This is a genomic window from Microbacterium sp. NPDC077184 (assembly GCF_040687055.1).
Lineage (GTDB): Bacteria > Actinomycetota > Actinomycetes > Actinomycetales > Microbacteriaceae > Microbacterium.
The window spans coordinates 118904-131324 of record NZ_JBFBMM010000009.1 but is presented as its reverse complement, the minus strand read 5'-3'; the positions used below and the strand labels follow the sequence as shown (position 1 = coordinate 131324).

The window sequence follows — 12421 nt, the reverse complement described above, 5'->3', positions numbered from 1 at the left end:
TCAGTCGTCCGCGACGTCGACGCGCACGCGTCGGCCGTCCGCGAGAGCGCCGACGACCGTCCGCAATGCCTTGGCGGTGCGGCCGCCGCGACCGATCACGCGTCCCCGATCGTCGGGGTGCACGTGGACCTCCAGCACGTCGCCTCGCGGCGAGGAGCTGGAATCGATGCGCACATCATCCGGGTGATCGACGATCCCCTTGACGACGTGCTCGAGCGCGGCGGCCAGCAACGTCCTTACTCCGCTTCGGTCGAGGCGTCGGCCTCAGCGGCGTCGGCGGCCGGTGCGTCCGCCTTCTTCTCCGCCTTCGGCTTGACGACGGACTTCTTGGACGCGTCGACGGAGAACTCCGGCTTGGGTTCGCGCGTCTTCACGGTGGAGACGGCGTCCTTGTCGCCCTTGAAGCGACCCCAGTCGCCGGTGAGCTTGAGGATCGCGGCGACCTGCTCGGTCGGCTGCGCGCCGACGCCGAGCCAGTACTGCGCGCGCTCGGAGTCGACCTCGATGAACGAGGGCTCCTCGGTGGGGTGGTACTTGCCGATCTCCTCGATGACACGACCATCGCGCTTGGTGCGCGAGTCGGCGACGACGATGCGGTAGTAGGGCGCGCGGATCTTTCCGAGACGCTTGAGACGGATCTTGACAGCCACGATTCTCCTGAGTGTGGTGGAAGGAAGACGAACCGGTCGCCCGAACGCGTGGGGTGCACGCTGGGCGGAAGCTCTGGAGCGGTCCGCTCACCGGATAGAGGGTCGAGTGAGCGGTCCGACCCTTTATTCTGCCAGATGCCGGCGGATGCCGCGAACCGACCGGCGCTCCCGGTGTGACGCCGTACGCGTGACAGACTGAGCGCGTGTCGGTCTCCTTCGCCCCTTCGGCGCGTTCCTCGGTGGGTCTCGAGTGGGAGCTCATGCTCGCGGACGGGGAATCGGGCGACCTGGTCCCCCGCGCCCCCGCCATCCTCGAGGGGCTGGAGGAGGGCACGCGCGACGAGCGCTTCACCGTCACGGGCGAGCTGCTCACGAACACGATCGAGGTCACCAGCGGGGTCGGTTCGACGGTGGCGGAGGCCGTCGACGACATCGCCGAGGCCATCGCCGCCGTCCGCACGGTGACGGATCGATCGGGCACCGCGCTCCTCTGCGCGGGAAGCCACCCGTTCGCCCAGTGGTACGAGCAGGAGGTCACTGATAAGACCCGCTATCAGAAGCTCATCCGCCGCACGCAATGGTGGGGACGCAACATGATGATCTGGGGTGTCCACGTCCATGTCGGCGTGGAGGATCCGGTCAAGGTTCTTCCGATCATCGCTTCCCTCACCCGCTTCCTCCCGCATCTTCAGGCGCTGTCGGCGTCGAGCCCGTTCTGGGCGGGCGAGCGCACCGGGTACGCCTCCAACCGCGCGCTGGTGTTCCAGCAGCTGCCGACTGCGGGCCTGCCCTGGCCGATGAGCGAGTGGTCCGAGTTCGAGAAGTATCTGGCGGACATGGTCCGCACCGGCGTCATGGAGGACGTCAGCGAGGTGCGGTGGGACATCCGGCCCGCGCCCCGCTGGGGGACCATCGAGGTGCGCGCCTGCGACGGGATGTCGACCCTCCCGGAGCTCGCGGCCGTCGGTGCGCTCGTGCAATGCCTCGTGGAATGGCTCTCACGCAGCCTCGATCGCGGCGAGGAGCTCCCCGTCCTCCCCCCGTGGTTCGCGCGCGAGAACAAGTGGCGCGCCGCCCGCTATGGTCTCGACGCCCCCGTCATCATCGACGCGGCGGGCGCGCAGCGACCTGTCCGCGACCACGTCGCGGAGACCGTGGCGGGGCTGGAGGAGATCGCCGTACAGCTCGGCTGCTCCCGCGAGCTGCGCGGCATCTCGACCATCCTCGATGCGGGCGCGAGTTACGAGCGCCAGTTGCGCGTCGCGGACACCGCCGACGGAGACCTCCGCCGTGTGGTGGATCACCTCATCGCCGAATTCCGGGCTGGCCCCACGCTGCGGGATCACCTGGCCCGAGACACGACCGACTGACGCTCGGGCGGTCAGCCCTTTCCGAGCATCCTCTGCAGCTCCGCGAGGTCCTCTGCGCTCGGCTGGCCGGCGCCGCCGAGCCCGAAACCGGATCCGGTGGGGGTCGTCGTCGCCGCGATCCCGGCGTTCTCCGCCGCCCGCTTTGCGGGGTTCCCCGAACGCGAGCCCTTGGCCTTGGGCTGCTTGCCCCGCTTGCTGGAGGCCCCCGGGCGACCGGATCCCGGAACCGGACCCATGCCCGGAATCGAGGGGACGCCTCCGCGCGCGACGGTCTTCATCATCTTCGCGGCCTGGTCGAAGCGCTGCACGAGCTGATTCACATCCGTCACGGTCATGCCGGATCCGCGCGCGATGCGCAGACGGCGGGATCCGTTCAGGACCTTGGGGTTGCGGCGCTCCCCCGGGGTCATGGATCGGATGATCGCCTCGGTCCGGTCGATCTCGCGCTCGTCGAAGTCCTCCAGCTGCTGCTTCATGGAGCCCATGCCGGGAAGCATCCCGAGCATCTTCTTCATCGAGCCCATCTTCTTCAGCTGCTGCATCTGCTCGAGGAAGTCCTCGAGTGTGAACTGCTCGGTCGCGAGCTTCTCGGCGACCTTCATCGCCTCGGCTTCGTCGAAGGCCTGCTGGGCCTGCTCGATGAGGGTCAGGATGTCGCCGAGGTCGAGGATCCGGCTCGCCATGCGATCCGGGTGGAAGGCCTCGACGTCCTCCAGGCCTTCGCCCGTGGACGCGAAGATGATCGGACGCCCGGTCACGCTCGCGACCGAGAGCGCGGCGCCGCCTCGTGCGTCGCCGTCGAGCTTGGACAGGACGACGCCGGTGAAATCGACGCCGTCCTGGAACGCCTTCGCCGTGTTCACGGCATCCTGACCGATCATGGCGTCGATGACGAAGAGGACCTCGTCCGGATCCGTCGCCCGCCGGATGTCGGATGCCTGCTTCATCAGCTCGGCGTCGACGCCGAGGCGACCGGCCGTGTCGATGATCACCACGTCGTGCTGCTGACGTCGGGCGACCTCGACGCCGTCGCGGGCGACGCGGACCGGGTCGCCGACGCCGTTGCCCGGCTCGGGGGCGTAGACGGCGGCTCCGGCGCGCTCGGCGACGACCTGGAGCTGATTGACGGCGTTCGGGCGCTGGAGGTCGCAGGCGACGAGAAGGGGGGTGTGGCCGTCCTTCTCGAGCATCTTGGCGAGCTTGCCGGCGAAGGTCGTCTTCCCGGACCCCTGGAGGCCGGCCAGCATGATCACCGTCGGCGCGGTCTTGGCCATCTGCAAGCGGCGCTGCTGACCGCCGAGGATCCCCACGAGTTCGTCGTTGACGATCTGGACGACCTGCTGCGCGGGGTTGAGCGCGCGGTTGACCTCGTCTCCGAGCGCACGCTCCCGCACCTTGGCGGTGAACTCTTTGACGACGGGAAGAGCGACGTCCGCGTCGAGCAGAGCCCGACGGATCTCGCGAACGGTGCCGTCGACGTCGGCCGCGGTGAGCTTGCCCTTCGTGCGCAGATTGCGCAGGGTCTCGGTGAGCCGGTCGGAGAGTGTGCCGAAAGTCGCCATGATCCCCCGATTCTACGCCGCCGCTCCCGGCGCTCCGGCGCGCGCGTGCGCGGCCTGGTCGAGCGCCCGGGTCAACAGGGGTCCGAGCCCGACCCGACCGGCACCGGCGCGGGTCCAGGCGGTGATGGACGCCATGACCGCCCCCGCGTCGGCGGCGCCGGCGACGTCGGCGACGAGGGGATCGCAGCCGGCCGCGCGGAGCGACGCCGCCACCGCCCGTGCGATGCGGGCGGCGCGCACCGCACCGCCGTGGAAGAGCTCCTCCTCCGCGCGCATCGCATCGGCATTCCCCAGGGCGAGAGCGAGGGTTCCCGGCGCGAACCCGCGCCCCACCGCGCGGAGCGCATCGTCGATGCCGGAGGGGTCGGTCACGGTGCTCAGTCGCGTTTCGAGCTCGTCGATCCGCGCGTCGAGGTCCGCCCAGAGGATCGCGGACTTGGAGGAGAAGTAGTTGAAGAAGCTCGACCTGCTCACGCCCGCGCGTGCGGCGATGTCCGCGACCGAGGTCGCCGCGTACCCCTGCTCGAGGAAGAGCTCGGTGGCGGCCTCCGCGATCATCTCCGGCGACGAGGCGCGTGGCCTTCCCCCGAGCGGTCGTGTCATGCCCGAAGCCTAGCGATGCGCGCAGGCCGGCCCCGCGGGCGTATTGTTGGACGGCATCCAATAACCGTCGAGGGAGCAACATGCTGGTGATCGAGAGGGTCGGGCTCTCCCCCGATCTCGTGCCCTATCAGGAAGGCTGGCACCTGCAGAAGGCGGTCCACGCCGGCGTCGTGGACGGGACCCGGCCGGACACGCTGCTGCTGCTCGAGCACGAAGCGGTGTACACGGCCGGGCGACGCACCCTGGCCGAGGAGCGCCCTGCCGACGGCACACCGGTGGTCGAGGTGGATCGGGGAGGGAAGATCACCTGGCACGGTCCCGGCCAGCTCGTCGGCTACCCGATCCTGCGTCTGCCCGAGCCGGTGGATGTCGTGGCCCATGTCCGCCGCCTCGAACGCCTCCTCATCGCCGCGCTGAGCGACTTCGGCGTCGACGGACGTCAGATCGAGGGCCGCAGCGGTGTGTGGGTGCGTCGCCCGCTGTCCGAGGACAAGGTGGCCGCCATCGGCGTCCGTGTCGAGCGCGGCGTGACCCTGCACGGCTTCGCCGTCAACTGCGACAACTCCCTCGCCCCGTTCCGCACGATCATCCCCTGCGGAATCGCGGATGCCGGGGTCACGACGATCAGCGAGGTCGCGGGCCGCATCGTCACCACCGCCGATGCGGCGCGCGTCGTCGAACGCGTGTTCGCGGCATCCTCGGCGGAGGTGTACGCATGAGCGCGTGCGGCACCGGCGCAGCCGGCAGTTCGTCCACGGCGCCCGGGGGTCGCAAACTCCTGCGCCTGGAGGTGCGCAATGCCGAGACGCCCATCGAGCGCAAGCCCGAATGGATCAAGACCCGCGCGAAGATGGGGCCCGAGTATCAGGCGCTCCACTCCCTCGTGAAGACCGAGGGCCTGCACACGGTCTGCCAGGAGGCGGGCTGCCCGAACATCTACGAGTGCTGGGAAGACCGGGAGGCCACATTCCTCATCGGCGGCGCCCAGTGCACCCGTCGGTGCGACTTCTGCCAGATCGACACGGGCAAACCCGCGGAGTACGACACGGATGAGCCGCGTCGTGTCGCCGAGAGCGTGACGCGGATGCAGCTGCGGTACGCCACCGTGACCGGTGTCGCGCGGGACGATCTCCCGGACGGGGGCGCGTGGCTGCACGCCGAGACGGTGCGCATGATCCACGAACTCAACCCCGGCACCGGTGTGGAGATCCTCGCGACGGACTTCAACGGCGACCCCGCCCTTCTCGGGGAGGTCTTCGACTCCCGGCCCGAGGTCTTCGCCCACAACGTCGAGACGGTGCCGCGCATCTTCAAGCGGATCCGACCGGCCTTCCGCTACGAACGCTCCCTCGATGTCCTCACTCAGGCCAGGGATGCCGGTCTGATCACGAAGTCCAATCTGATCCTGGGCATGGGCGAGGAGCCGGAAGAGGTCGTGGCGGCCCTGCAGGACCTCCATGACGCCGGTACCGACATCATCACGATCACCCAGTACCTGCGCCCGTCGCCGCGCCACCTTCCGGTCGCACGCTGGGTCAAGCCCGACGATTTCCTCGCATTCAAAGACGAAGCCGAGCGCATCGGCTTCCTCGGTGTCCTCGCCGGGCCGCTCGTGCGCTCGTCCTACCGCGCGGGCCGGCTGTGGGCGCAGTCGATGACGTCGAAGGGTCGCCCGATCCCGGCACATCTCGCGCACATCGCCGCGGACACGAGCACCGACTTCGCCCAGGCCGTCTGACGGCCGCGGTCCGGCCCCGACCGTCGGACCGGGGGCGCGCGGCCGCTACTCGGCGCTGGTGACCGAGAGCACGGCGCCGTCGGTGCCGATGTTCACCAGGAGCACGTCATCGGTCGCGTCCGGGTCGAGGGCGTACTCCAGCACCGCGAACGGGTCGGTGCCCCCGTGCTCGTCCGCCAAGATGGTCATGCTCATCAGCTGCAGGGACCGGATCACGTCGATCTGGACGTCACCGGAGATATCCACGAGGAGATCGTCGAGTCCATCGGCGAGAACTTCCTGCTGCTGCAGGATGTACTCCGTGACCTCGCTCGTGCGGTCGCTGAGTTCGTTGACCATCGCGTTGCGGGCGGCCATGTCGAGGTCTTCGAGGGCGGAGATGAGCGCCGCGGCCACATCCAGGGCGTCCACCGAGACGTCGTCCTGATCGGGCGCGGTCAGATCCACCGTCACCGACTGATCGCCGAGCTCGACGTGCTCCGACCAGAAGATCGAACCGTCGGGCCCCGACTCGAGCAGGCCGAAGTAGTCGTGTTCGATCGCCATTCCTCCATGAAACCAGCGCGGACCGCGCGGCGGTAGATCGCGCAGGCGTGTCGCGGGGTCAATCCACGAGTGCAGCGGCGAACACGTGAGGGGTGAAACCCGTGAGATCCGCGATCCCCTCGCCCTGGCCCAGGAGCTTGACCGGGATGCCGGTCTTCTCCTGGACGGCGAGGACGAATCCCCCCTTGGCGGATCCGTCGAGCTTGGTGAGGACCAGCCCGGTGACCCCTGCGTGCTCGAGGAACGCCTGTGCCTGGAGCACGCCGTTCTGGCCGGTCGTGGCATCCAGAACCAGCAGCACCTCGCTGATCGGGGCGCGCTTCTCGATGACCCGGCGGATCTTGGTCAGCTCATCCATCAGTCCGCCCTTGGTGTGGAGGCGCCCGGCCGTGTCCACCAGCACGATCTCCGTCCCGGTGCTCTGGGCGTATTCGATCGTCTGAAAGGCTACGGACGCCGGATCCTGGCCTTCGCGCTCGGGCCGGACGATCGCCGCTCCCCCGCGCTCGGCCCAGGTGGCGAGCTGGTCGACCGCCGCGGCCCGGAACGTGTCCGCCGCCCCCACGACGACCGACCGGCCGTATCGCTGGAGAAACTTGGCGAACTTCCCGATCGTCGTGGTCTTCCCGACGCCGTTCACGCCGACCACCAGGACGACCGCAGGACGCTCGGTGAGTTTCAGGGTCGTGTCGAAGCGCGCGAAATGCTCCTCGAGGGTCTCCTTCAGCATCCGCTGCAGATCCCGGGGATCCGTCGTCCGGTAGCGCTCGACCTTCTGCCGCAGCTCGTCGATGATGCGCTCGGTGATGTCCGGTCCGAAGTCCGCCGTCAGCAGCGCCGTTTCGAGGTCCTCCCACGTCGTCTCGTCGATCGTGGGCTTGACGAACATGCCACGGAGGGCCCGCCCGAGGGACCAGGAGCTTTCAGCCATGTCTCCAGCCTACGGTTACGCGAACGCGCGCCGATCAGGCGGGCGTGGACTCGCGAACACGCTGGCCGACGACGGCCGAGACGCCGTCCTGTCGCATCGAGACCCCGTAGAGCGCGTCGGCGATCTCCATCGTCCGCTTCTGGTGGGTGATCACGATCAGCTGGCTCGAGGACCGGAGCTGTTCGAACACGCCGAGGAGGCGTCCGAGGTTCGCGTCGTCGAGCGCCGCCTCGACCTCGTCGAGGATGTAGAAGGGACTCGGACGCGCCTTGAAGATCGCGGTGAGCAGCGCCACGGCGGCCAGGGAGCGTTCGCCGCCCGACAGCAGAGATAGGCGCTCGATCTTCTTCCCGACCGGCCGGACGGACACCTCGATCCCCGTGGTCAGCGGCGAGTCGGGATCGGTGAGCGCGATCGAGCCCGTGCCCCCGGGGAACAGGATCGGGAAGACCTCACCGAACGCCACGCGGGTGTCTTCGAACGCCGCGAGGAAGATCACCTGCATCCGCTCATCGAGCTCCTCGATGATGGTGAGCAGGTCCTTACGGGTCTGCGTCAGGTCGGCGAGCTGCTCGGTGAGGAAGGCGTGTCGCTGCTCGAGGGCGGCGAACTCCTCGAGCGCCAGCGGGTTCACCCGCCCCAGCTGTGCGAGCTTGCGCTCGGCGGCCTGAAGGCGCTTCTGCTCCGCGCCCCGGTCGAAGGAGGACGCCTCGGCCGCGTCCGCATCCTCGGATGCCGGGCCGTATTCCTTCAGAAGAATATCCTCCTCCAGGCCGAGCTCGGAGGCGGCCCGCTCCCGGAGCGCCGTCGCGTGCAGGCGATTCTCATGGATGCGCAGCTCCAGCGCGTGGACGTTCTCCGTCAACCGCGACAACCGCTCGCGGACCTCGGTCTCGCTTCTGCGCAGGGTGGCGAGCTCCTCGGTCACCGCGGCGCGCTCGGTCTGAGCGGCGAGTAGCGCGGCACGGGCATCGGCGAGCGAGCGGTCGATCGCATCGATCAAGGGCGGCAACCGCTCGGCGACCGCAGAGGCCTTCTCCCGCTGCGCGCGCCGGATGACCGCGCGACGGGCGCTCTCCTCGGCGGCGGCGCGCTCGCGTTCGCGCTGGCGCTCGAGCCCCGCCACCCGGGCCTCCGCGGCGCGGATGCGTTCGCGGAGCGTCTCCACCTCCAAGCGGGCGCGCATCTCGACGTCGCGCGCGGTTTCGAGTGAGCCGAGAACCTCGTCCCGGGACGACGCATCGAGGATCGGACGCGGCGCCTCCTGCGCCGTTGCGAACTGCTCATGAGCCACGCGGGCCGCGTCCTCGGCCTCGGCGACCGCGGCGGAGGCCTGGGCGAGACCGGCCGCCAGGCGATCGCACTCCGCGACGGCGGCCTCGTGTCGCACGGTCGCCCGGTTGGACTTCTCAGCGCGCGCCGCCGCAGCCGCGTCGTGATCGCGAAGGGCCGTCAGTGCGGCGTTCGCTCGGGACTTCGCGCCGCGGAGCGCATCCTGGGCCTCGCGGAGCGCCTCGCGCAGCGCGTCGGCGACGACCACGATCTCGTCTCGGCGGATCGCCGCGGCGTCGCGCTCGGCCGTCAGTTCCAAGCGCGAACGGGATCCCCCGGCACCGGATCGGAGGGAGAAGGGGGTGAGCACCTCGCCGGACCGCGTCACGATCCGGCCGGTCGCGATCGCCGTCGCCGCCGCGCGGGCCTGATCGAGGTCCTCGGCGAGGAACACCGACGCGAGCAGCGCTCGCACACCGGCGGGACCGTCCACGACATCGATCGCCGAGCGCAGCCCGTCCGGCGGTGCGGGGCGGTCGTGCGCGACAGCGTCCACGAACACGATGTCGACCCGTCCGAGGTCCTCCTCTCGAGCGGCGTCGACCAGGTCGAAGGCCCGATCCGCGTCAGCGACCACGCCCTCCGCGTAGGAGCCGAGCGCGGCCGCGATCGCCGCCTCCCACCCGGACTCGACCTGCACCGCGTCGCTCACGAGACCGCGGACGCCGGCACGATCTCCGTCGAGCAGGCCTGCCGCGGCACTCCTGCCCTCGAGCGCCCGACCGAGCGCGGTGACCTGCGCCATGAGGGCGTCCCGCTCGCGCTCGGCAGCGTGGAGCCGCTCGCGCAGATCGGTGACCTGCGCCTCCGCCGACGACGCGTCGCGTTGGGCACGCTCGTAGGCGGACTGGGCCTCGGCCGCGTCCGCCTGAGGATCAGGAGCGGGGCCCAGGTCCGCCACCGCCGCCTCGGCCTCCGTCCGGCGGGCATGAGCGGCATCGAGGGCTCGCTCCTGGCGCTCGACCGCGGCGCGCACCGCGGTCAGGGCGGAATCCGCCGCCTCCGCGGTTCCGCGCAGCGCCGTGAGGCGCATGTCATGCGATGAGACCAGCGCGCTCTGCGCGGCGATGTCGGCGTCGAGCGCGTCCAGTTCGGCACGTGCTCGGGTGACATCGCGCGCCGCGGCCTCGGCGGCATCCTGCGCTCCTTGCAGCCCGTCGGTGACCTCGGCGATCTCCGCGCGTGCGGCGTCGATCACCTGAGGGGAGACCGTGGCGACCTCGACGCGTTCGTCGTCTTCCGCCGAGCCGAGGAGCGTGAGCCTCTGCCCCACCAGCGCATACAGGCCTCGTGTCCGTTCCTGCACACGCTCCAGCCCCGACGCGACCCGTCGGGCTTCGTCGACGGCCTCGGAACGCTGATCCGACTCCAGCTGCTCGATCCGCCCGCGGATGTCGTCCAGCCGAGCCTGCAGTCCCGCGCGCTCGGCATGCGTCTCCTGCTCGCCGCGCGCCGCATCGGCGAGGACGGTCCGGACCCGCAGGAGATCGTCCGCCATGAGCCGCGCCTTGGCATCGCGCACCTCGGCCGCGATCCCGGCCGCCTCGCGGGCGACATCGGCCTGGCGACCGAGCGGCTTCAGCTGTCGGCGGAGCTCACCGGCGAGGTCGTTCACCCGCGTGAGGTTCGCCTCCATCGCGTCGAGCTTCCGCAGCGTCTTCTCCTTGCGGCGACGGTGCTTGAGGATGCCGGCCGCCTCCTCGATGAAGCCACGGCGATCCTCGGGAGTGGCCTGCAGCACGCTGTCCAGGCGCCCCTGACCGACGATGACGTGCATCTCCCTGCCCAAGCCGGAATCGCTCAGGAGCTCCTGCACGTCGAGAAGTCGGCAGCTCTGTCCGTTGATCGCGTACTCGCTGCTTCCGTTGCGGAACAGCGTCCGGCTGATGGTGACCTCGGAGTACTCGATCGGAAGGGCGCCGTCGCCGTTGTCGATGGTGAGCTGCACCTCTGCGCGGCCCAGCGGGCCTCGTGTGGAGGTGCCCGCGAAGATGACGTCCTCCATCTTCCCGCCGCGGAGGGTCTTCGCGCCCTGCTCCCCCATCACCCAGGCCAGAGCGTCCACGACGTTGGATTTTCCTGAGCCGTTCGGGCCGACGATGCAGGTGACGCCCGGTTCGAGCGCGAACGTCGTCGGCTGCGCGAAGGACTTGAAGCCCTTGAGCGTCAGGCTCTTCAAGTGCATGGGAAGACCCTCGGGTCGACGCGCCGGATCACACGCCCACGGTAGTCGATGGCGTGGCGAGTACCGCGGCGACGGGCCGCCACGTCGCCGCGGTGGGTGCGACACGCCCGGGAGTCTTGCGAACCTGTGGATTTCTGCGCTAGCGTTCCTGATCGCACCGGCACACGAAAGGAGGTCGTCATGATGATCATCATCCGCACGGGCATCGCCGCATCGACGACCCCTCGTCGCCGCCCGCCGGCATCCGCCTGATCTGGGCCCTGCCCTCTCCCCACCAGCACCGGGGACACCGCGCGCACGCGCGCACCATCCCCTGCGTCCTGTCCCGGCACCCCCTCTGCGTGTCCGGCACACCGCACCCTCTCCTCTATGGAGTCCTCACCACACCCCACCGGAAGAGGAAACATGAACACCGCCCCGCCCGCCGGCCTCGTGCTGCGGGAGCTCCGCATTCCCGAGCACGCCACCGGCCCGGAGGCCCGCGACTTCCGCACGATGGTCGACGTCCGCAATCGCGTCTACCGCGAGATCAACGGCCACGACGACGAGTCGATGACCCCGGAGGAGCTCCTGCCGCACTATGCACCGAGCGCGTTCGAGACCCGACGCGTCTGGACAGCCGTCTGGAACGGCAGCATCGTCGGTCGCGTCGGGCTCGATCTCCCGCTCGAGGAGGGCTCGACCTCCGCCCTCTGGCTCATCGAGCTGCTCCGAGAAGCGTGGGGCCAGGGCATCGGCTCCGCGGCGCTGACGATGATCGAACGCGAAGCCTCCGCGCAGGGTCGACACATCCTGCAGTCCTGGGCCGCGCATCCCGCGGCGATCGGAGAGCAGCTGGACGCACCGACGGGGTTCGGCCGCGTTCCGCTGGATCATGCCGCGCGCTTCTATCTCGCCCACGGATACCGGCTCGAACAGGTCGAACGCAACAGCGCCCTCGCGCTCGACGGGGATCTGACGCGCATCCGGGAACTGCTCGCGGAAGCCGAGCGCGCCGCGGAGGCGTACCGCGTCGTCCACTGGACGCTTCCCACTCCCCCCGCTTTCGCCGAGCAGTACGCCTGGATGAAATCCCGGATGTCCACCGACGCCCCCTCCGCCGATCTCGAGATGGACGAGGAGCGCTGGGACGCCGCACGCATCGCCGAGCACGACGGGCGCTATCTGCGCGGAGGTCAGCACATGCTCGTCACGGCTGCGCAGCACCGCGAGACGGGAGAGTTGTGCGCGTTCAACGAGCTCGTGATCGGCCGGAACCGCGCGGAAGCGACCCACCAGGAGGACACGCTCGTCCTGCGCGAGCACCGGGGACACCGACTGGGTCTTCTCGTCAAATGCGCGGGTCTGCTCGCCTGGCGTGAGCACGCTCCGATGTCGCCGCGCGTCCTGACCTACAACGCCGAAGAGAACCGGCCCATGCTCGACATCAACGAGGCCCTCGGCTTCGTTCCGATCGCGTACGGCGGTGCCTGGAAGATGGTGCTGCCGCGGACCGCGTGATCGC

The 12421-nt window shown here is 69.8% G+C and carries 11 protein-coding genes; 4 read left to right on the top strand and 7 right to left on the bottom strand.

What is annotated here, in order from left to right; all coding sequences use genetic code 11:
• Together AB0O93_RS15100 and rpsP are read right to left on the bottom strand one after the other, a co-directional pair.
• The gene (locus AB0O93_RS15100; protein WP_354000152.1) at nucleotides 1–231 is read right to left on the bottom strand and encodes an RNA-binding protein; all 231 of its coding nucleotides are present in this window, start codon (nucleotides 229–231) and stop codon (nucleotides 1–3) included.
• Between the two features lie 5 nt (nucleotides 232–236).
• A complete protein-coding gene (gene rpsP / locus AB0O93_RS15095) occupies nucleotides 237–650 on the bottom strand; it encodes a 30S ribosomal protein S16 (protein ID WP_363344709.1) in 414 nt (137 codons plus the stop codon).
• Nucleotides 651–853: 203 nt separating this feature from the next.
• Here rpsP and AB0O93_RS15090 point away from each other — a divergent pair, with 203 nt between their 5' ends.
• The gene (locus tag AB0O93_RS15090) at nucleotides 854–2020 is read left to right on the top strand and encodes a glutamate--cysteine ligase (protein ID WP_363344707.1); all 1167 of its coding nucleotides are present in this window, start codon (nucleotides 854–856) and stop codon (nucleotides 2018–2020) included.
• An 11-nt stretch (nucleotides 2021–2031) separates the two neighbouring features.
• Here AB0O93_RS15090 and ffh read toward each other — a convergent pair whose 3' ends face one another.
• Both ffh and AB0O93_RS15080 read right to left on the bottom strand, forming a co-directional pair.
• Nucleotides 2032–3582 carry a signal recognition particle protein gene (ffh, locus tag AB0O93_RS15085; RefSeq protein WP_301132866.1) on the bottom strand — a complete coding sequence of 517 codons (1551 nt, stop codon included), beginning with the start codon at nucleotides 3580–3582 and terminating at the stop codon, nucleotides 2032–2034.
• Nucleotides 3583–3594: 12 nt separating this feature from the next.
• Nucleotides 3595–4185 (bottom strand): TetR/AcrR family transcriptional regulator, encoded by a 591-nt coding sequence (locus tag AB0O93_RS15080; RefSeq protein ID WP_363344705.1) that lies wholly within the window; start codon nucleotides 4183–4185, stop codon nucleotides 3595–3597.
• Here AB0O93_RS15080 and lipB point away from each other — a divergent pair.
• A complete protein-coding gene (gene lipB / locus AB0O93_RS15075; RefSeq protein WP_363344703.1) occupies nucleotides 4158–4904 on the top strand; it encodes a lipoyl(octanoyl) transferase LipB in 747 nt (248 codons plus the stop codon). The genes AB0O93_RS15080 and lipB overlap by 28 nt on opposite strands.
• A complete protein-coding gene (lipA, locus tag AB0O93_RS15070) occupies nucleotides 4901–5923 on the top strand; it encodes a lipoyl synthase (protein WP_363344701.1) in 1023 nt (340 codons plus the stop codon). Before lipB ends, lipA begins: the two co-directional genes overlap by 4 nt.
• A gap of 45 nt (nucleotides 5924–5968) precedes the next feature.
• Here the strand turns inward: lipA and AB0O93_RS15065 are convergent, their stop codons facing one another.
• The 3 genes from AB0O93_RS15065 to smc are packed head-to-tail and all read right to left on the bottom strand — an operon-like array spanning nucleotide 5969 to nucleotide 10917.
• Nucleotides 5969–6469, bottom strand: a complete 501-nt coding sequence (locus AB0O93_RS15065; RefSeq protein WP_363344699.1) for a DUF2004 domain-containing protein — start codon at nucleotides 6467–6469, stop codon at nucleotides 5969–5971.
• A gap of 58 nt (nucleotides 6470–6527) precedes the next feature.
• Nucleotides 6528–7400 carry a signal recognition particle-docking protein FtsY gene (gene ftsY, locus AB0O93_RS15060; protein WP_363344697.1) on the bottom strand — a complete coding sequence of 291 codons (873 nt, stop codon included), beginning with the start codon at nucleotides 7398–7400 and terminating at the stop codon, nucleotides 6528–6530.
• Between the two features lie 34 nt (nucleotides 7401–7434).
• Nucleotides 7435–10917, bottom strand: coding sequence for a chromosome segregation protein SMC (gene smc / locus AB0O93_RS15055; RefSeq protein ID WP_363344695.1), 3483 nt, complete (start codon nucleotides 10915–10917; stop codon nucleotides 7435–7437).
• Nucleotides 10918–11322: 405 nt separating this feature from the next.
• On the opposite strand from smc, the gene AB0O93_RS15050 reads away from it, so the two are divergent.
• The gene (locus AB0O93_RS15050; RefSeq protein ID WP_363344693.1) at nucleotides 11323–12417 is read left to right on the top strand and encodes a GNAT family N-acetyltransferase; all 1095 of its coding nucleotides are present in this window, start codon (nucleotides 11323–11325) and stop codon (nucleotides 12415–12417) included.
• The last annotated feature ends 4 nt before the right edge of the window (nucleotides 12418–12421 follow it).

Excerpts from the sequence above, each read along its gene's own strand:
- ffh (WP_301132866.1), bottom strand. The coding sequence starts at position 3,582 with ATGGCGACTTTCGGCACACTCTCCGACCGGCTCACCGAGACCCTGCGC.
- AB0O93_RS15080 (WP_363344705.1), bottom strand. The coding sequence starts at position 4,185 with ATGACACGACCGCTCGGGGGAAGGCCACGCGCCTCGTCGCCGGAGATG.
- lipA (WP_363344701.1), top strand. The coding sequence starts at position 4,901 with ATGAGCGCGTGCGGCACCGGCGCAGCCGGCAGTTCGTCCACGGCGCCC.
- AB0O93_RS15065 (WP_363344699.1), bottom strand. The coding sequence starts at position 6,469 with ATGGCGATCGAACACGACTACTTCGGCCTGCTCGAGTCGGGGCCCGAC.
- ftsY (WP_363344697.1), bottom strand. The coding sequence starts at position 7,400 with ATGGCTGAAAGCTCCTGGTCCCTCGGGCGGGCCCTCCGTGGCATGTTC.
- smc (WP_363344695.1), bottom strand. The coding sequence starts at position 10,917 with ATGCACTTGAAGAGCCTGACGCTCAAGGGCTTCAAGTCCTTCGCGCAG.
- AB0O93_RS15050 (WP_363344693.1), top strand. The coding sequence starts at position 11,323 with ATGAACACCGCCCCGCCCGCCGGCCTCGTGCTGCGGGAGCTCCGCATT.